This window comes from Brachybacterium halotolerans subsp. kimchii, from assembly GCF_020792675.1.
Taxonomy (GTDB): Bacteria; Actinomycetota; Actinomycetes; order Actinomycetales; family Dermabacteraceae; genus Brachybacterium; species Brachybacterium halotolerans.
The window spans coordinates 1,014,784-1,033,949 of record NZ_CP086254.1; the positions used below are offsets into that span (position 1 = coordinate 1,014,784).

The window sequence follows — 19,166 nt, forward strand, 5'->3', positions numbered from 1 at the left end:
TGTGGACCGCGACTCGCTGGGGAGGGACCGCGGGGCCCCGTCGTCGGGAGCGCCCGCGACCGGCCGCCGTCGACGGATCGGCCGCGGATCAGCCCTCGTCGATGGGACCGCCGTACCAGTCCTCGACGAGCGCGCGGCCGACGGACGCGACGTTCGGCACCTGGATCTCGCCCGCGGCGACCGCGGCGGTGAGCTCCTCGCGCGTGAACCAGCGGGCGGAGGCGAGCTCGCCGTCGGCCAGCACGATCTCCTGGCCGTCGGCCGCCCAGGCGCGGAAGGCGAGCATCAGGGAGCGCGGGAAGGGCCAGGGCTGGGAGCCGACGTACTCGACCTCCTCGACGACGAGGGAGACCTCCTCGGCGACCTCGCGGGCGACGGCCGCCTCGATCGTCTCCCCCGGTTCGACGAAGCCGGCGAGCACGGAGTGGAACCCGCTGCGGAAGCTCGCGTTGCGGGCCAGCAGCAGGCGGTCCTGCTCGTCCCGCACCGCCATGATCACGGCCGGATCGGTGCGCGGGAAGTGCTCCGTGCCGTCCTCGGTGCAGACCAGCACCCAGCCGCCCAGCCGCGCCTCGAGCAGCGCCCCGCACAGGGGGCAGTGGCGCATCGAGCGGTGCCAGGACCCCATCGCGACCGCGGCGACGGCGAGCGCGGCGTCCTCAGGTCCGAGGTCGCCGACCACGCGCCGCAGGTCGCGCATGTCGCGGCCCGGATCGTCGAGCTCGGCGCTGGGCTCGGGGAGCTCCACGGCGATGACGCGCCTGCCCTCGCGCTGCCCGAGGTAGACGGCGGAGGCGCTCTGGTGGCCGCGGGGATCGGCCTCCTCGAAGACGGGGACCAGACGGCCCTCGCCGTCCTCGAGCATGCTCGCCGCGCCCGAGCGGGTCACCAGGAAGACGGCGTCCTCCCCCGCGTCGAGCACGTGGGGGTCGGAGCGGCGCAGGGCGCCACGATCCAGATCATGCCGGGTCAGAGGGGTCTGCAGCTGGGGTCCGCGCACTCGCACCATGCGATCAGCGTAGAGCCATCTCACACCCGCGCGTCGACGCGTCCGGGAGCTCGTGCGCGCGCATCGCGGACGCACCGTGTGTCCGCCGCTGCTCCCAGCCGACGGCCGGGTACGGTGGATACGTGCGCCACAACTCCTACTCCCTGGCAGCCTTCGCCGCCGCCTCGGTCCCCGGCTTCGAGCCCGCGCGGACCGTGGCGATCCCGACCCCGCAGGACGACGTCGACGTCGCCGGGGTCATCAGCCAGGAAGGGCGCAAGGTCCTGGTGACCTGCCCGCGCACCACCGCCGGCGGCGTGCGCCTCGAGAAGGAGCTCAGCATCTCCGGCTCCCTCGCCCAGCACGCGCTGAGCGACCTGGTGCCCGCCGTGCTCGGATCCGTGAAGCTGCCCGAGGGCGGCCGCGCCGCCGTCACGGAGGTGCACGAGGGCGCCCCGCTGCTGCTGGACCTCCTGGACCGCGACCGCGCCCTGGTCACCTCGCTCGGAAAGGTGATCGCCCGGATCCACCGCGTCCCCGCGCACGTGGTCGAGACCGTCGGCGCCGAGGCGTACACCGCGCAGGCGCTGCGCGAGGCCCACCGCGCGCAGCTCGCCCGCGCCCGCGAGCTCGAGACGATCCCCACCGCCGTCCTCCAGCGCTGGGAGACCCTGCTGGCCGACGACGGCCTCTGGGACCTCCGGCCAGTGGTCGTCCACGGCGACCTCTCCGAGGAGAGCCTGTTCTTCCACGGCTCGAGGATCACCGGCGTGCGCGGCTGGGACGCGGCGCGCATCGGCGACCCGGCCGACGATCTCGCCTGGCTCGCCTCCGCGCTCGAGGCCGAGGCCTTCGACGACCTGTTCTCCGCCTACCGCAACGCCCTGGGCACGCCCGTGCACCCGCGACTGCTCGAGCGCGCCCATGCCGTGGGCGAGTTCGCGGTGATCGACTGGCTGCTGCACGGCATCGAGGCCGAGGACGACGTCATCATCGAGGACGCCCGCGGAATGCTCCGCGACCTCGAGTCTGACCTCTCGCAGATCGCGAAGGACCAGGCCGAATCGGCCTACCACTCCCTGGACGTGCACGACGGCCTCGCCTCCGCGCCCTCTCCCCTGCCGTCCTCGGCCGCCTCTCCCACCGGGTCGGGCTCCGCGGTCTCGGCCACGGAGGGGTCGGCGCCCGAGGAGCCGGCGCCCGAGGAGCCGGACCACGAAGAGTCGGACCACGGGGCTTCGGATCTCCAGGGATCGGACTCCGAGGGATCGACCTCCGAGGATCGGGCCGGCCAGTGGGACGCCACCGGCGGCCCGGTCCGCCGCGAGAGCCCGTCCGACGACGCACCCGAGGATCCTCGGGCCTTCTGAGCCCGACCGGGACCGTCCTCCGGGCCGGCGCCGCGCGCCGACCGGCCCACCCGGTCCGTCGCGTCGGGCACCATTCAGGTTCGCCCGCACGCGCCCTGCGCATGACGCGTCGGCCCCGTCGCCTCCGCTCACCGGCGGACGTATTCGCGACCAAGGTCTGATCCCCCGGGCGCGGAGTGGTGGTGTGCTCGTACTCGTGCAGTCGACACCGTCCGCTCCTGCTCCGGGATGCTCCGTCATCGAGATCGTCCTTCTCCGGGATCCGGCGCCGGCGACTGTCCCTGCCCCATCGGGCGGGTCCGGTGCGCGCCGCGCACTTCTCGAGAACGCGAGAGGCAGACAACGATCATGCGATCCCTGAACCGTCGAGAACTGCTGGGAGGCGGCATCGGACTCGCCGCCGCGACCGCCGCCACGTTCGCCAGCACCGCTCCGGTGCTCGCGGAGGGCTCCGCGAAGGGCCTGGGCCCGAAGAACTGGAAGGCGCTGGACGAGGAGCTGCGCGGCAGCGTGCTGCTGCCCGACGACCACGATTACGCCGCGGACAAGAAGCTGTTCAACCCCGCCTTCGACTCCCGCAGCCCGACCGCGGTGATCCGGCCGCGCTCCCGCGCCGACGTCGAGCGCGTCATGGAGTTCGCCCGGGTCCACGGCCTGAAGGTCTCCGCGCGCGGCGGCGGGCACTCGTACGTCGGCGCGTCCGCGACCGACAGCACCGTGACCCTCGACATGCGCGACTACCACGGCCTCTCCTACTCTGCGAGCACGAAGCACGTGACCGTCCAGGCGGGCGCGGACCTGTACTCGGTGCACGAGGCGCTCTCCGCGCACGACCGCATGATCCCGACGGGCACCTGCCCGACGGTGGGCGTCGTGGGGCTCGCGCTCGGCGGCGGCATCGGGGTCGACACCCGCAGGTACGGGACGACGAGCGACTCGCTGGTGTCCGCCCACGTGGTGCTGCCCGAAGGGAGGACGGTCGTCGCCTCCGCTGACTCCCGTCCGGACCTGTTCTGGGCGCTGCGCGGCGGCGGAGGCGGACTGAACGGCGTGGTCACCGACCTCACCTTCGCGACGCATCCCATCCATGCACAGGCCAGCTTCGCCCTGGCCTTCCCCGCCTCGGCCGCGACGAAGGTCATCACCGGATGGGCGTCGTGGCTGAAGTCCTCCGGCGGCAGCCGCTGGGCGAGCGTGAAGATCAGCACCGACGGGCACGGCACGATGAAGGTGAACGTCATCGGCGTCGCCGATGCCGATGATGCCCGCGACGCCGTGAACTCGCTCGCGAAGGCCACCGGCACGCGTCCCGACAGCGCGACGTACAAGTCCCGCTCCCACATGGACCTCGTCGACTACCTGGGCGGCGGGAGCACCTCGGACCGCGAGATCTTCGCCGCCGGCACCGACGTGCTGCGCAGCGTCGGCTCGAGCACGGCCGAGGCGATCGTCGCGGCCGTGAAGAAGCGCTCGACGTCCGGGCAGAAGACCGCGGCGATCCTCGATCCCCTCGACGGCGCCGTCCACGACGTGAAGCGCTCCGGCACCGCGTTCCCGTGGCGCTCGCAGACCGCTTCGCTGCAGTGGTACGCGAGCCTGACCTCCACCTCGGGCCTGAAGTCCGCGAGGTCGTGGGTCGAGGCCTCGCACAAGGGCGTCGCCTCCGCCAGCAGCGGCGGATACGTCAACTACCTCGAACCCGGCGACACCGCGAAGCGCTGCTTCGCCGACAACGCCGCGAAGCTCGCGCAGATCCGCGAGCACTACGACCCCAGCCACCGGATCACCTGCGGGCTCGAGGTGTGAGCTCGGGGGCTACGGCCGCCCCGCCGACGGGGTGTCCGACGGCGGGGTGTCCGCCGGCGGGGCGTCCGTCGAGGTGGGGTCCGACGGCTCGCCCTCCGCGAGGAGCATGTGCTCGAGGGCCCGGCGCGAGGGGTGGCGGCGCACCTCGTCGGTCCTGCCCGCGGAGACGTAGAAGAACACGGTGCGGATCCGCGACAGCGGCAGGCCCGTGCGCTCGTGCCAGGCCAGGCGGTACACCGACAGCTGCAGGGCGCGGGCGCGCCGACGGGCGCCGGTGGGCGGCGCCCCGGTCTTCCAGTCCAGGATGACCACGCCGTCCTCGGACTCCGGATCGGGGAACACGGCGTCGATGACGCCGCGGATCGCGAGCGGGCCGATGCGCGTGGTCACGGGCTCCTCCACGGCGATCGGCACCTGCTGGGCGTAGGGCGAGCGCTCGAAGGCCTCGCGCATGCGGGCAAGCGCCTCGGCGTCCGAGAGGTCCCCGTCGGCCAAGCCCGCGGGGTCCCCGTCGGACACATCCGTGAGCGGACCGTCCTCGAGGTCGGCGAGCTCGCTGAGGTCCTCGAGGTCCAGGAGCGCACCGCCCTCGAGGCGCTGTTCGAGCCATGCATGGAAGGCGGTGCCGCGGCGGGCCGAGCGCGAGGGCCGTCGCGGCAGCGGCCGCAGCATCGCCCGGGCCGCCGCCTGCGGGTCCTGGGCGCGGGCGACGATCTGGGAGGCCGAGAGCCGTGCGGGCGAGCGCACCGTGAGCTGGGCGCGGCGCTCCGCGAGATCCGCGAGGACCCGGCGGGTCTGCTCGGCCAGCGCGGCGTCCTCGGGGAGATCCGGCAGTCGACCCTCGGCCGCGGCGCGCACGAGCGCCTCGGCATCGGCGCGCCGGTGCTCCGCCTCCCCCGGCGCCGGTGGCCAGGAGGCCTCGAACAGCCGCGCGTCCAGCGGGTTCGTCTCGGGGACCTCCTCGATCTCCTGGAAGCGCTCGGGCACCAGGGGCAGCGCCTCGCGCAGGTAGCGCGAGCGCGGCCGGGGCCTGGCCGCGCCGGTGCGCCACGCGCACGAGCTGAGCAGCAGGTCCTCCCGCGCCCGGGTGACCGCGACGTACATCAGCCGCCGGTCCTCGCGCAGGGACTCCTCGCCCTGGGCGAAGCGGAACTCCTGGACCAGGGACTCGGCGTCGACCTGGGTGTCGGCGCTCGCCCAGTCGAGCTGCGGCAGGATGTCGGCGTCCCCGCGCAGGGAGCTGGGGATCGAGGCGTCGGCGAGCTTCCCGATCCATCCGGAGTCCGCCACGCGCACGGTGCCGTCCTCCGTGGTCTTCGCGCGGCGCAGGTCGTAGGACGGGACGGAGCCCTCGCTGAGCCCGGCGACCGCGACCAGGTCCCATTCGAGGCCCTTGGCGGAGTGCATGGTGACCACCGTGACCGCATCGGGGTCGGGGTCGGCCTGGCCCGCTCCCATGGCGAGCCCCGCCTCCTGGTCCTCGCTGATCTCGAGCAGGGCGAGGAAAGGGCCCAGGCCAGGACGCTGGGCGGTGCGCTCGAAGGCCGCCGCGTGCTCGCGCAGCGCCGGGAGCCCGCCGAGGGGCGGGTCGGCGGGCGACTGGGAGAGCAGGGTGAGGTCGAGGTCCAGCGCGCGCACGGCCTCCTGGATGAGGTCGGGCAGAGGCAGCGCCAGACGCCGCCGCAGGGCGCGCAGGATCCCCTGCAGGTCGCGCAGGCGCTCGCGGGCGGTGAGGCTGAGGGAGCGTCCGTCGGGGTCGGTCCAGTCCGGGGCGGGGAGATCGTCGACCGCGTCGATGAGGGTCATCTCGTCGGCTCCGTCGGCCGCGCCGACGCCCGTCGCACCGGTACCCGTCGCGCCGGCGCCCGCCGCGCCGGCACCCGTCGCGTCGGCGCCCGCCGCACTGCCGCTCCCCTCGGCGCCTGCGCCGACGGTGGATCCTGCGCCCGCCGCGGCGCGACGACGCCGTGCCGCGAGCTGCTCGCGCCAGCGGCCGAGGACGGACATGTCGCGCGCGCCGAGGCGGAAGCGGGGTCCGGCGAGCAGACGCATGAGCCAGTCGCCGCGGCCGGGGTCGTGGACGCATTCGAGGAGGGCGCGCACGTCGGCCACCTCGGGCCGGTCCAGGAGTCCGCCCAGGCCCATGACCTGCACGGGGAGTCCGGCTTCCTCGAGCGCCTCGACGATCGGAGCGATCTGCTTGCGCGCGCGCACGAGCACGGCGGCGCTCGGCAGCGGCTCCGTCCCCGCCTCGCCCTCCGCCCCGGACGGGTGGGACGCCGCATCCGCGGCGCCGCCGGCCCGTCCGCGCCGCTCGAGGATCCAGCGGGCGATCGCCCGCGCCTCGGAGCGCTCGTCGGCGGCCTCGTGGACGTGCACCGTCCCTTCGCCGGCGCCAGGGCGCACCTGCAGCTCGGGGATGATGATGGCCGTCGAGGCGCTGCGCAGCGGGGCGGCGATGCGGTTGGCGACGTCGAGGACGGCGCGGTCGTTCCGCCAGGAGGTCGACAGGGTGCGCTGCAGCACCGGTGCTCCGGGGGCGTCCGGGAGCTCCGGGGTGGCGAAGGCTCTCGCGAAGCCGTCGAGAGAGGCGGCCGACGCGCCGCGCCATCCATAGATCGCCTGCTGGGGGTCGCCGACGGCGCACGCGGCGTGGCCGGGGCCGAAGAGGTCCGCGAGCATGCGCAGCTGGGCGACCGAGGTGTCCTGGAACTCGTCGAGGAGCACCACGGGGTGCAGCTCGCGGGCCAGGCGACCGGCCTCGGGCACCTCGCGGGCGATGCGCGCGGCCAGGTGCACCTGGTCGGAGAACTCCAGGGCGCTGCGCTCGGTGCGGATCGCGGCGAAGCGCTCGAGCAGCGGGATCAGCTCGAGACGCTGCTCGCACGCGGAGATGACGGCGGCGACGTCCTTGGGTGTCGTGCGTCTGCGCCCGCTGACCTGGAGGGGGATCTGGCCGAGGTGGTCGCGGATCGCGCACAGCTCGGCGGCGAGCTCCTCGGGTCCGACGAGGTGGTCCGCGAGCGAGGACGTGAGCGAGACGAGGGCCGCGGTGAGCGAGGCGGGCGAGGCATCGAGGTCCAGGGAGTCGTCCGCCGCCTCGACGAGCTCGTGGGCGAGCTGCCAGGCGGCAGAGGGCGACATCATGGAGAACTCGGGGTCCAGCCCCACGCGCAGCGCGTGCTCGCGCACGAGGTCGAGGGCGAAGCCGTTGTAGGTGTGGACCTGGACCTCCTGGCCCAGCAGGTCGTCCCCCGCCCGCTCGAGGCCGCGCGGGACGGGCAGTCCTTCGGCGCGCAGCGCGGTCGCGAGGGTTCCGAGGCGCCCGGTGATGCGCTCGGCCAGCTCGTGGGCGGCCTTGCGCGTGAAGGTCAGCCCCAGCACCTGCCTCGGTTCGACCAGGCCGTTCGCGATCAGCCAGACCACCCGCGAGGCCATCGTCTCGGTCTTGCCGCTCCCCGCCCCGGCGACGACGAGCATCGGGGCGAGGGGCGCTTCGATGACGGCGATCTGCTCGTCGGTGGGCGCGGGGCGGTCCATGAGAGCGGCGAGGCGGGCCGCGCTCAGACGGGTCGTGTTCACAGCTCGGCCCCCTCGGCCCACAGCGGGCAGATGCGGCGCACCGCGCAGGTGTCGCAGTGGGCGTTGCGGCGGGCGGTGACGCGTGCGCCCGAGACCTCGCGGGCGGTGTCCTCGACGACGGCCTCGAACCAGTGCGGGTCCTCGCTCGCGCCGAGCGCGCTCTGGGTGCGCAGCACGGGTTTCGCGGTCCCGGTGCCGACGTAGACGAGCTGGGCCCCGGCCAGGCGCTCCGGGGCGTCCGAGCCGAGGGCCTCGGCGAGGGCGCCGGAGGCGACGGCGCTCTGGTAGGCGCCCAGCTGCAGGTCCTCCTCGACGTCGGCCGCCTTCTTCGCCGCGCGGCCCGTCTTGAGGTCGACGATCCTCAGCGAGCCGATGTCCTTCCGGGCGGGGCTCTGCCCGGCGCCGGCCGGTTCGGCTCCCTCCTCGGCGCTCTCCTGGGCGCCCGCCTCAGCGCTCGCCCGCGTCTCGCCCTCGATGCGGTCGATCGCGCCGCGCAGCACGACGTCGCCGAGGGTGACCTCGAAGGGCGCCTCGATCGCGGCCGCGGGCGGCGCGGCGCGCAGGTAGTCCTCGAGCAGGCGCACGGAATCCTCGGCGCGGCGCAGGGTGCGCCTGCCGGACCACGTGTCCTCGAGCTGCAGGGGTCGCAGCAGCGTGTGGAGACGCACCACCACGTCCTCGACGCGGTCGGGGGCCACGCCGGCGGGGCTCTCCTGGGCGAGGCGATGCACGGCGGTGCCCACGAGCTGTGCGGGCCCGGAGGGCTTCGAGCCGCCCGAGCGCTCGAGGAGCCAGGCCAGCGGGCACGCGTGGGCGCGCTCGAGGGCCGACGGGCTGAGCCGCACCTGCGCGCCGCTCTGCCGCACGGGCTCGTCGACGCTGGGATCCTGGTGGTACCAGGTCGACGGGTCAGTGCCCGGCACGCCCTCCGCCCGCAGGCTCTCCAGGAGCACCGCGGCCTGCGCGCTCGTCCCGTTCCCCTGGGTCTCCTCGGCGTCCAGCAGACGGCGGCGCAGGGCGGCGACCAGGCGGCGCGCGTCGGGCGCCGGTCCCGGGTCCTCGGTGAGGACGGCGGGGTCGAGCCAGCCCTCGCCGGCGCAGGACTGCAGCAGCAGGACCAGGCCCGACGGCGCAAGCTCCCCGCCGTCCACCGCGGTGACGAGGACGCGCTCGCGCGCCCGGGTGAGGGCGCTGAGGGCGAGGCGGACCTCGTCGGCCACGACGCTCTCGCGCTGGACGGCGCGCAGGGCCGCGGGTTCGAGCGGCAGCTCCTCACCGTCGGGCCGCGAGCCGAGCAGGCTCAGCTCAGCGGCGCCGAACAGCGTCGAGCGAAGGCGGACATTGGGCCAGGTGCCCTCCTGGACGCGCGCGAGCACGACCGTGTCGCGCTCGGCGCCCGCGAGCTGCGCGGGGGTGAGCACGGCGACGCGCCCGGCGGCCTCGGCGCGCGGCGCGAGGGTGTCCTCGGCGACGGCCTGAGTGCGGATCTGGTCGATGAAGACGAGCGCGTCGGCCTGGCCGCGGCGCTCGGTGAAGCGGTCGACGGCGGCGAACAGGGCCCCGACCGCGTCGAGGCGGTGGGAGGTGAGACGGGCGCGGGCGCCGTCGACGTCCTCCGCGTCCTCGCCGAGCGCCGCGCGCTGCCAGCCCTCGGCCAGGTGCGCGGCCTCCCAGGCGGCCCAGAGGGCGTCGGCCGCGGCGGGAGCGGGTCCGAGCTCGCGCACGGCGCGGATCATGCGGCGCATGCGCAGCACGGGGGTCGCGGTGCGGCCGCCGTCCTCGAGGCCCGCGGGGGCCTGCTCCGCCACGAGCGCCCGGGCGAGCAGGTCGCTCGAGCCCACGGGCACCGCGGGGTCCTCCCGCACTTCGGGGGCGGGTGCTGAGGACTCGGCCGACACGGCGGACTCGGTCGGCGCGGCGCGGCGGGCGTCGAGCAGCGCGCGGCGGATCCTGCGCAGGCGCAGGTCATCGGCGTCTCCGTAGGGTCCGCGCAGCAGCTGCGCAGCCTCGGCCGCCGTGAGCGCGGGAGCGAGGTCCTCCCCTGCGGGTTCCGTCGCGGGACGGGCACCGGATGCGGACGCAGGACCGAGCGCCGGGCCGCTCACCGCGAGCTCGACGATGCGCAGCAGGTCGGTGACCACGGGCTCCTCCCGCAGGGCGGGCAGGCGCTGCGGGGTGGTGACGGCGAGCCCGTGGCGGGCGAGCATGTCGGCGACCTCGCGCACGATCCCGCCCGAGCGGCAGATCACGGCCATCTCGTCGTAGGGGACGTCCCCGCGATGGTGCAGATCGCGCAGGGCGCCCGCGATCGCGCGTCCCTCCTCCTCGGGGTCCGAGGCGGTGAGCACGGAGAGCCCGGCGGGGACGACGCGCTCCGACGGGCCCGCGGGCGGCTCCCCAGCGGGCCGCCGCACCTCCGCGGGTGCGCCGGCCAGCGGGAGCCGTCCGCGCAGGGCGTCGAGGGCGGCGCGGGGAGCCGCCGAGCGGTGGGCGGAGGTGAGCAGGACGGTGCGGGCGGAGCGCGGGAGGCCCGCCTCGATGCGCGCCGCGGCGTCGGCCACCGCTCCGCGGAAGGAGTCGACCATCACGTCGGGGCAGGTGGTCACGAGCACACGGGAGCCGGCCCGGGCCAGCGCGAGGACGAGGGAGACGCCGGCGACGGTGAGGTCCTGGGCGTCGTCGACGATCACGGCGGCTGGCAGCAGGCGCGGATCGAGCCGCTCGACGAGTCCGGCGGCGCGGCGCACGAGCGCGCCGGAGTCCAGGCGGGGCCCGGCGTCGAGCGCGGCCTGGGACTGCAGGTCGAGCACGTCGAGGTACTCGCGGAGGATGTCGGCGGCGTCGAGCCAGGCGGCGCGGCCCCGATGGTGGCCCAGCCGGCGCAGCGCCGCGGGGCCGATGCCGAGCTCCTGGGCGCGGGTGATGAGGTCGCGCAGCTCCGTGCGGAAGCCCGCGAGGGTGCGGGTGGCGGCGTCCACGTCGAGCGACCAGTCGGCGCGGTCGAGGACGAGGTCGCCCAGCAGCGCGTCCTGCTCCGCGCCGGTGACCAGCGTCGGCTCCCCCCGGCCGTCCTCGAGGGCGGCGGCGCGCACCAGGGCGAACCCGAAGGCGGGAGGGGTCGCGACACGCACCGCGGGGCCGCGCGCATCCGAGGCGCCGCCCGCCAGGGCGACCGCGTCGCGCAGCGGATCGGCCGCCGCACGACGAGGTGAGAGCAGGAGGATCTCCCGGTGCTGGTCCCGGTCGCGACCGCCGGCCGCGCCGCGGGCGTCGTCGTCGCCCCGCGCGTCGCGTTCTTCCTCATCCTCCTCACGCGCTCCCCCGTGCGCCTCGACGCCCGTGCGCGCGAGTGCGGCGGCGAGCGCGAGGGCCGTGCGTCCCGTGCCCGGTGCGCCGTGGACGAGCACGTCGCTCCCGCCGAGGAAGGCGTCCAGCGCCTCGCGCTGCGTCGGGTCCAGGTCCTGGGGGCGCAGCAGGGCGGGCAGGCGCCGAGGGTCCGGCGGCAGCACCCGCAGCTCGCCGATACCTGGTCCCGCCTCCGTCTTCTGCACGTCGTCCAGTGGACCACAGCGGACGGACATCCGAGACCACGAGCGAGGCCTGCGGGCGCGGGACGACGCGCGATCCCGGCAAGCCCGGCTTACCGGACAAATGCCCTAGAATGTCCCGTGCAGGTCGCGCGCGAGGGGTCGCGACCGCGCATCGACATGAGGGCCGAGGGTCGTCCTCTGCCGGGAGGAGCCACAGATGGCACGGTCCACGCAGCGGATGCCGAAGTCGGAGCGCCGTGCGCTGGTCCTCGCCACAGCCACCGACGCCTTCGTCGCGCACGGCTTCCGCAGCACCTCCATGGAGGACATCGCGCGCGCCGTGGGCGTCACCAAGCCCGTCCTGTACCAGCACTTCGACTCGAAGGAAGCGCTGTATCTCATGGTCGTCGAGGGCGTGGGATCCCGCGTGCTCGCGGCCGCCCGCTCCCTGCCGCCGCTGACCGGGGACACCCAGGAGCGCGCGCGGGGAGCGATCCGTCGCGTGCAGCGTCTGGCGGACGACCATCTGGGCGTGCGCCTGCTGCTGAGCGAGGAGTCCGTGTCCCGGCCGGTGAGCGCCCTGGTCTCGGTCTTCCGCACCCAGCTCGCGCGCACCCTCGCCCAGGCCCTCGTGCACCGCCCCGTCCTTCCCGACCGCACGGCCGTCCTGCTGGGCCGCTGCCTGATCGCCCTCGCGGCGGGCGACGTGCTGCGCCCCGCAGGAACGGGGACCGACGGCCCTGAGGGGACCGACCCGGAGGGGACCGGCCCGGAGGGGACTGCCGCGGAAGGGACTGCCATGGAAGGCGCCGGACCGCCCGGTCCGGCGGACCCGTCCGCCGCGGAGCTCGACCTGCTCTCGCGCTTCGTGGCCTCGGGCATCGCCGGTCTCGAGGAGGATTCTCCGGCGGCCGACGGGGCGCACGAGCTGGTCTGAGAGCGCGTGGCGCACGTCGCCCCATCCGTCCGCGATTCCGCCGAGGGCGGATTCACCCCAGAGCGCACCGCACGGGGCCCCGGGACCCGCCCGTGGCGAGGCATCCGGCGATAGACTCCCGGATCGACCGCACGCACGAGGGAAGGACCTCACATGGACATCCGCATCGGCATCCAGCACGCGCCTCGCGAGCTCGTGATCGAGACCGAGGAGAGCGCCGAGTCGGTGCAGGCCGCTCTCGAGACCGCCCTGGGCGACGGCTCGATTGCGACCCTCAAGGACTCCAAGGGCGGCACCGTCCTGGTGCCGGGCGCGAAGATCGCCTACGCCGAGATCTCCAGCCCCACGCAGAAGCGGGTCGGCTTCCTGGGCTGAGTCCCGCGGCGACCGCGTCGAGCAGCACGGCCGACGGCAGCAGGGCGCAGAGCCCCTGTCGTCGGCCGTCGTGCGTCCTGGCCCTCCCGGGCCGACTCCGCCGTCGGCCCACCCCGCCGTCGACCCGCCCGCATCGGGTGACGGGGCGCACAACGCTACGATGGCAGTGCACCACTTTGATCAGAGAGATGAACTGTGCCCGAATCCACCCCGCACACCCCTGAGGCCACGGGCGCGATCGCGCCCGACACCCCGGCCTCCTCCATCGCCGTCGAGCAGAGCTCCGGCACCCCCGATCCCGAGGCGGCGGCCGCTGCGGCCGCGCCCGCCGAGGACACCGCTCCCACGCAGACCTTCGCCGATTTCGACGTCCGCGAGGACATCGTCGAGGCGCTGGCCGCGAAGGGGATCACCCACCCGTTCCCGATCCAGGCCATGACCCTGCCGATCGCCCTCAAGGGGCGCGACATCATCGGCCAGGCGAAGACCGGCACCGGCAAGACCCTGGGCTTCGGCATCCCGATGCTCCAGAGCGTCGTCGCCCCCGGCGAGGACAACCCGCAGAGCCGACCGGTCGGCAAGCCGCAGGGCCTCGTCGTGCTGCCCACGCGCGAGCTCGCCGTGCAGGTCGCGTCCGACCTGCAGGCGGCCTCCGCCAAGCGCCCCGTGCGCGTGCTCACCATCTACGGCGGCCGCGCGTACGAGCCGCAGATCGAGGCCCTCGACAAGGGCATCGAGATCGTCGTCGGCACCCCCGGTCGCCTCATCGACCTCATGCGACAGGGCCACCTGGACCTCTCGCAGGTCCGCACCGCGGTCCTCGACGAGGCCGACGAGATGCTGGACCTGGGCTTCCTCGAGGACATCGAGAAGATCCTCAAGGCCGTCCCCACGACGCGCCAGACGATGCTGTTCTCCGCGACGATGCCCGGTCCGATCATGGCCCTGGCCCGCCGCTTCATGAGCCGGCCCACGCACATCCGCGCCCACGACCCGGGTGATGCCTCGCGCACCAAGGCCGACATCAAGCAGGTCATCTACCGCGCCCACCAGCTCGACAAGATCGAGGTGCTCGCGCGCATCCTGCAGGCCCGCGGACGCGGCCTGACGATCGTGTTCATGCGCACCAAGCGCCAGGCGGACAAGGTCGCCCACGACCTCATGGACCGCGGCTTCGCGGCCGCCCCGCTGCACGGCGACCTGGGCCAGGGCGCTCGCGAGCAGGCCCTGCGCGCCTTCCGCACCGGCAAGATCGACGTGCTCGTGGCGACCGACGTCGCCGCCCGCGGCATCGACGTCGAGGACGTCACGCACGTCATCAACTGGAACTCCCCGGACGACGACAAGACCTACCTGCACCGCACCGGCCGCACCGGGCGCGCGGGCAAGAAGGGCACCGCCGTGACCTTCGTGGACTGGGAGGACCTCGCGCGCTGGGCGCTCATCGCCCGGCAGCTGGGCCTGGAGTCCACCGAGGCCGTCGAGACCTACTCGACCTCCGAGCACCTGTTCACCGACCTCGACATCCCGACCGACGCGAAGGGCACCCTCCCCAAGGAGCGGCGCACCCGCGAGGGCCTGGATGCCGAGGAGATCGAGGACCTGGGCGGTCCCGAGTCGCGTCGCGAGGACTCCTCGCGCGGCGGCCGGGGGCGCGAGGGCGGCGGCCGCGGCGGCCGCGATGAGGGCCGACGCGGTGGTCGCAGCGAGGGCGGACGCGGAGAGGGCGGTCGCGGTGGACGCGGCGGACGCTCCCGCGGCGACTCCGAGCGTCCGGCCAGTGCCGAGGGCTCCGGCGAGGGCTCGGACGCCGAGAAGCCGGCGCAGGACCGACCGCGCCGCTCGCGCAGCCGCACCCGCACCCGCCGTGTGAACGGCGAGGTCGTCTCCGGCTCCGAGAACGGCGGTGCCTCCGGCGGATCCGCGACCAACGGTCCCGACAAGGGCGGCCGCGACGGCGAGGAGTCCTCGCGCCCGCGTCGTCGGCGCTCCCGCGGCGGTCGCGGTCGTCGACATGGCGACCAGGGCGAGCAGAGCAGCACGGGCGGGCGCTCCGAGTCCGGCCGGACCTCCCAGGGCGGCCCGGAGTCCTGACCCGGCCCCGATGACCTCCCCCGCCTGCCTGATCCTCGGCGGCACCGGCACTCTCGCCGCTGCCGCCGAGGATCTCGCACGTTCAGGGGTCGATGTCACCGTCACCTGCCGTCGTCCCGAGCTCGCCCCGCGGCACTGGTCCGCGCTCGGCATCCGCGTGCTCGCCCTCGACAGGGACGACGCACGCGGGATCGACGCGCTCGTCGGGGACGGCGTCGACGGGATCGTCGACGGCCAGTGCTATACCCCGGGCCATGCGGCCGACCTCGCCCGCTGGTCGCGTGCGAGCGGAGGCACGATCATGCTGTCCGCCCGCGCCGTCTACGTCGATGCCGCCGGCCGCCACGCGAACTCCGAGGAGGCGCCTCAGTGGCCCGGACCCACGCCGGAGACCACCGCGACGATGGAGCACCACGGCGAGCCGTACGCCTCGCGCCTGGGCTACGGGGCGAACAAGGCGGAGGCCGAGCGGGTCCTCGCCGCGGACGGGGAGCGCGTGAGCGTGCTGCGGGCGGCCCGCATCCACGGCCCCTCGACCCGCCGCGTGCGCGAGTGGCCGCTGGTGCGCTCCGTGCTCGAGGGCGCGGGGGAGATCGCCGTCGCGCGGGCCGATGAGATCGGCACCCTCACCTCGACCGCGTCCCTCGCGCAGGCCGTCGCCGCGTGCCTGCACCGGCCCGGCTCCCGCATCGTGAACGTCGGCGACGCGCCCGCGGTGACGAACCTCCGGGCGGCCCGGATCCTCACCGGCGCACTCGGGGACGGCGGCACGACCGCGACCGGTCTCGCGGTGCGCCCTGCCGCACCCGGCGAGGCGGGCGCGCTCCCGGGGGCCTGGGCCACCGGGCAGGAGCTCGACCTCAGCGCCCTGCGCGAGCTCGTCGGCCCTCCCCCGGAGCCTGCGGCGACGCTCGCGCGGACGGCCCGGTGGGTGCGATCGATCGCCCGACGCGGGCCCGACGGCGCATGGGAGCTGCCCGCCCCGTTCGACGGAGGCTGACCCCTCGGGCGGCGGCGGGGGACGTCGAACGCCCCGGCTGCAGCACCGATCGCACCGGAGCGGACGCCGACCGGCCCTGTCGGGTCGACGAACGGTACGAAATCGTTGCCACGAGCGCTCTTGGCAACCGTTTCGCACCACTCACGCCTCGGCGGGTCTCGGAGCGGCAGCGATGGGACCCCGCGCGTCAGGACGCGGCGATCACGCCCCAGGTCTGCAGGAACGAGTGCACGGAGTCGAAGAGCATCTGCACGCTGATCGCGGCGAGCAGCACGCCGGAGATCCGGGTGACCAGGGTGACGCCGCCGTCGCCCAGGATCTTCGCGATGACGTCGGCGAAGCGCATGAACACGTACAGCACGACCGCCATCACCACGAGCGCGATGACCAGCGCGTTCACCCGCGCGAGCTCGCCGTGGGACTGGTCGACGAACAGCATCATCGCCACGATCGCGCCGGGACCGCCCAGCAGCGGGGTGCCCAGCGGCACGAGGGCCACGTTCACTCCGCTGCTCTGGGCGAGCTCGCCCTCCTTGCCCATCAGCAGCTGCAGGGAGATGAGCAGCAGGAGCAGACCGCCGGAGAACTGCAGCGCCGGCAGCGAGATGTGCATGTAGGCGAGGATGAAGCGGCCGAACACGGCGAAGGACGCGATGATGAGGATCGCGACGCCCACGGCGACCATCGCCGCGCGCGAGCGCTGCTTCGACGTCATCGTGCGCGTGAGCGAGAGGAAGATCGGGACCGTCCCCGGCGGGTCGACGATCACGAACAGCGTGACGAACACTCCCGCGAGGAAGCGCAGATCGACCACGTTCACGGGAGGAGGACCTCGGTTCTGCTCGTGGCGCGCTCGATCAGAGCGGCCAGCACGGACGGACGGGTGAGGTTCTCGCCCAGCCGGTTCGGTTTGCCCGCGCCATGGTAGTCGCTGCCCCCGGTGACCAGGAGGTCGTGGGATCGGGCGAAGGCGCGCAGTCTCGCCCGCGAGACATCATCGTGCTCACGGTGATCGACCTCGATGCCGGCCAGTCCCGCGGCGACCATCTCCTCGAGGAGGTCGTCGGGGATGGTGCTGCCGCGGGTGAGCGCGCCGGGGTGGGCGACCACGGCGACGCCGCCCGCCGCGACGATCGCACGCACCGCCTGCGCGGGCTCGGGCGCCCAGTAGCGCACGTAGTACGGGCTCGAGGAGCTCAGCAGATCGCCGAAGGCCTCCGTGCGGTCCGCGACGACTCCGCGGGCCACGAGGGCGTCGGCGATGTGGGGGCGTCCGACGGTCGTGCTCTCACCCGCGACCTGCGCTTCGACGTCCTCCCAGCGGATGGGGTGATCGGCGGCGAGGCGCTCGACCATGCGACGGGCGCGCGTGCCGCGGGACTCGCGGGCGCGCTCCATGTAGGAGTGCAGCACGGTGCTCGGCGACGGGTCGGGCAGGAGCGCGAGCACGTGCACCGAGAGGTCCTCGCACTCCGTGGAGACCTCGATGCCGGGGATCACCGCGACGCCGTGGCGGCGGGATGCCTCGGCGGCCTCGTCCCAGCCCGAGGTGGTGTCGTGATCGGTGAGCGCGACGACGTCCAGGCCCTGCTCGGCGGCATGGCGCACGAGCGCATCGACGTCGTCAGTGCCGTCGGAGCACCGGGTGTGCGCGTGCAGATCGATGCGGGACTCGTCGGCGAGCCCCGGGGGCAGGTGGGCCATGCGCCCATCCTGCCAGCCCCGCGCCCGTGCGACCCCGCGCCAGTGCTGTCCCGTGCGTGCGGGCAAGGCCCGTGCCCCTACGGCCCCGAGCCGGTGACGAGACAGGATGCGCAGGCCGCGCGCCGACCCCGGCGCGCACCGCGTGAGACGATGCGAGGGTGATGACCCAGAACAACGACGTGCCCCGTCCCACCACCCGCGAGACCCCCGCTCCGGCGGCCCAGGAGGCCCCGGCCGACGGCCCCGGCCCGAGCGCCGAGGAGCTCGCCTCCCGCGGCGACTCGCGCTCCGAGCGCCCCACCAACGAGGCCTTCCGCGCGTTCATCGCGGCCGATTGGGACGAGACCGTCCCGGCGGCCGAGCGCCGTGAGGTCGCGGACTTCACCCCCGCGCGCCGCGACGCCCTGATCGGCGAGATGCCCGCGACGCGCATGGTGCTGCCCGCGGGAGTGTTCAAGGTGCGTGCGAACGACACCGACTACCCGTTCCGCCCGGACACCGGCTTCGTCTACTTCAGCGGCCTGGGCACGGACGAGGAGCCCGACAGCGTGCTCGTCGTCGAGCCCGACCCCGACGCCGCGGAGGGCGAGCCCGCGTCCCGCGCGACCTACTTCTTCCGCCCGCGCGCCGGCTTCGACTCCACCGAGTTCTACGCCGACGCCCGCTACGGCGAACTGTGGGTCGGGCGCCGTCCCACCCTCGAGGAGACCGCGGCGCGCATCGGGATCGAGTGCCGCCACATCGACGAGCTGCGCGACGCGCTCGCCAAGGACGTCGGCCCGCAGCTCTCGCTCGCGATCGTCCCGGGGGTCGACGCCGGCGTGCAGGGGATGGTCGAGGAGATCCGCTCCCAGAACGGCCTGCCGGACGGCGAGGAGCAGAGGCGCGAGTTCGATCGTCTGCAGGAGGCCGCGAGCGAGCAGCGCCTGGTCAAGGACGACTTCGAGGTCTCGCAGATGCGCGAGGCCGTGAAGGCCACCATCGCCGGCTTCGAGGACGTCGTGGCGGCGCTCCCCCAGGCCGTCGGGCACCGCCGCGGCGAGCGCGTGATCGAGGGCGTCTTCGGCGCCTCCGCGCGCGCCGAGGGCAACGGCGTCGGCTACGACACCATCGCCGCGGCCGGCAACCACGCCTGCACCCTGCACTGGGTGCGCAACGACGGCACGGTGAGCGAGGGCGAGCTCGTGCTCATCGACGCCGGCGTCGAGGTGGATTCCCTGTACACCGCGGACCTCACCCGCACCCTGCCGGTGTCCGGCACCTACTCGCCCGCCCAGCGCAGGGTCTACGAAGCGGTCCTCGAGGCGGCCGACGCGGCCTTCGCCGCGGCCCGCCCCGGCATCCGCTTCCGCGACCTGCACACGACGGCGATGCAGGTCATCGCCCGCCACCTCGAGGAGTGGGGCATGCTCCCGGGCACGGCCGAGGAGTCCCTCGCCCCCGAGGGCCAGTTCCACCGCCGCTGGATGGTGCACGGCACGAGCCACCACCTGGGACTCGACGTGCACGACTGCGCGCAGGCCCGCCGCGAGATGTACATGGACGCCGAGCTCGTGCCCGGCATGGTGTTCACGATCGAGCCGGGGCTGTACTTCCAGGAGAACGATCTCAAGGTTCCCGAGGAGCTGCGCGGCATCGGCGTGCGGATCGAGGACGACGTGCTGGTGACCGAGGACGGCGTCGAGAACCTCTCGGCCGCGCTGCCCCGTCGGCCCGACGAGATCGAGGCGTGGATGGCATCACTCACCCCGGGCCGCTGACCGGGCAGGGCACTACCCTG

Annotated in this window: 12 protein-coding genes; 7 read left to right on the top strand and 5 right to left on the bottom strand. The window is 74.6% G+C overall.

Annotated features, from left to right (window positions below; translation table 11 throughout):
- Positions 1 to 88: 88 nt before the first annotated feature.
- Positions 89 to 1,009: an NAD(+) diphosphatase gene (gene nudC / locus Bra3105_RS04580; RefSeq protein WP_200501067.1), complete on the bottom strand. Its 921-nt coding sequence runs from the start codon at positions 1,007 to 1,009 to the stop codon at positions 89 to 91.
- 122 nt (positions 1,010 to 1,131) lie between these two features.
- Here nudC and Bra3105_RS04585 point away from each other — a divergent pair, with 122 nt between their 5' ends.
- Together Bra3105_RS04585 and Bra3105_RS04590 are read left to right on the top strand one after the other, a co-directional pair.
- Positions 1,132 to 2,358 (top strand): phosphotransferase, encoded by a 1,227-nt coding sequence (locus tag Bra3105_RS04585; protein ID WP_228358786.1) that lies wholly within the window; start codon positions 1,132 to 1,134, stop codon positions 2,356 to 2,358.
- Positions 2,359 to 2,706: 348 nt separating this feature from the next.
- Complete coding sequence (locus Bra3105_RS04590; RefSeq protein WP_228358787.1) at positions 2,707 to 4,164, top strand: FAD-binding oxidoreductase; 1,458 nt, start codon at positions 2,707 to 2,709, stop codon at positions 4,162 to 4,164.
- Between the two features lie 9 nt (positions 4,165 to 4,173).
- Here the strand turns inward: Bra3105_RS04590 and Bra3105_RS04595 are convergent, their stop codons facing one another.
- Together Bra3105_RS04595 and Bra3105_RS04600 are read right to left on the bottom strand one after the other, a co-directional pair.
- The gene (locus Bra3105_RS04595) at positions 4,174 to 7,746 is read right to left on the bottom strand and encodes an ATP-dependent helicase (protein WP_228358788.1); all 3,573 of its coding nucleotides are present in this window, start codon (positions 7,744 to 7,746) and stop codon (positions 4,174 to 4,176) included.
- The gene (locus Bra3105_RS04600) at positions 7,743 to 11,297 is read right to left on the bottom strand and encodes a PD-(D/E)XK nuclease family protein (protein ID WP_228358789.1); all 3,555 of its coding nucleotides are present in this window, start codon (positions 11,295 to 11,297) and stop codon (positions 7,743 to 7,745) included. Before Bra3105_RS04600 ends, Bra3105_RS04595 begins: the two co-directional genes overlap by 4 nt.
- A 196-nt stretch (positions 11,298 to 11,493) precedes the next feature.
- On the opposite strand from Bra3105_RS04600, the gene Bra3105_RS04605 reads away from it, so the two are divergent.
- From Bra3105_RS04605 to Bra3105_RS04620, 4 genes are all read left to right on the top strand, one after another.
- Positions 11,494 to 12,213 carry a TetR/AcrR family transcriptional regulator gene (locus Bra3105_RS04605; RefSeq protein WP_228358790.1) on the top strand — a complete coding sequence of 240 codons (720 nt, stop codon included), beginning with the start codon at positions 11,494 to 11,496 and terminating at the stop codon, positions 12,211 to 12,213.
- Between the two features lie 153 nt (positions 12,214 to 12,366).
- Entirely contained in the window at positions 12,367 to 12,588 is a 222-nt protein-coding gene (locus Bra3105_RS04610) for a DUF3107 domain-containing protein (RefSeq protein ID WP_152353481.1), read from the top strand.
- A gap of 195 nt (positions 12,589 to 12,783) precedes the next feature.
- Entirely contained in the window at positions 12,784 to 14,682 is a 1,899-nt protein-coding gene (locus Bra3105_RS04615; RefSeq protein WP_228358791.1) for a DEAD/DEAH box helicase, read from the top strand.
- Between the two features lie 10 nt (positions 14,683 to 14,692).
- Positions 14,693 to 15,682, top strand: coding sequence for an NAD-dependent epimerase/dehydratase family protein (locus Bra3105_RS04620; RefSeq protein WP_228358792.1), 990 nt, complete (start codon positions 14,693 to 14,695; stop codon positions 15,680 to 15,682).
- A gap of 187 nt (positions 15,683 to 15,869) precedes the next feature.
- Here Bra3105_RS04620 and Bra3105_RS04625 read toward each other — a convergent pair whose 3' ends face one another.
- Entirely contained in the window at positions 15,870 to 16,502 is a 633-nt protein-coding gene (locus tag Bra3105_RS04625; RefSeq protein ID WP_200501074.1) for a MarC family protein, read from the bottom strand.
- A complete protein-coding gene (locus Bra3105_RS04630) occupies positions 16,499 to 17,386 on the bottom strand; it encodes a PHP domain-containing protein (protein ID WP_228358793.1) in 888 nt (295 codons plus the stop codon). Before Bra3105_RS04630 ends, Bra3105_RS04625 begins: the two co-directional genes overlap by 4 nt.
- A gap of 161 nt (positions 17,387 to 17,547) precedes the next feature.
- On the opposite strand from Bra3105_RS04630, the gene Bra3105_RS04635 reads away from it, so the two are divergent.
- Complete coding sequence (locus Bra3105_RS04635; RefSeq protein WP_228358794.1) at positions 17,548 to 19,146, top strand: aminopeptidase P family protein; 1,599 nt, start codon at positions 17,548 to 17,550, stop codon at positions 19,144 to 19,146.
- The last annotated feature ends 20 nt before the right edge of the window (positions 19,147 to 19,166 follow it).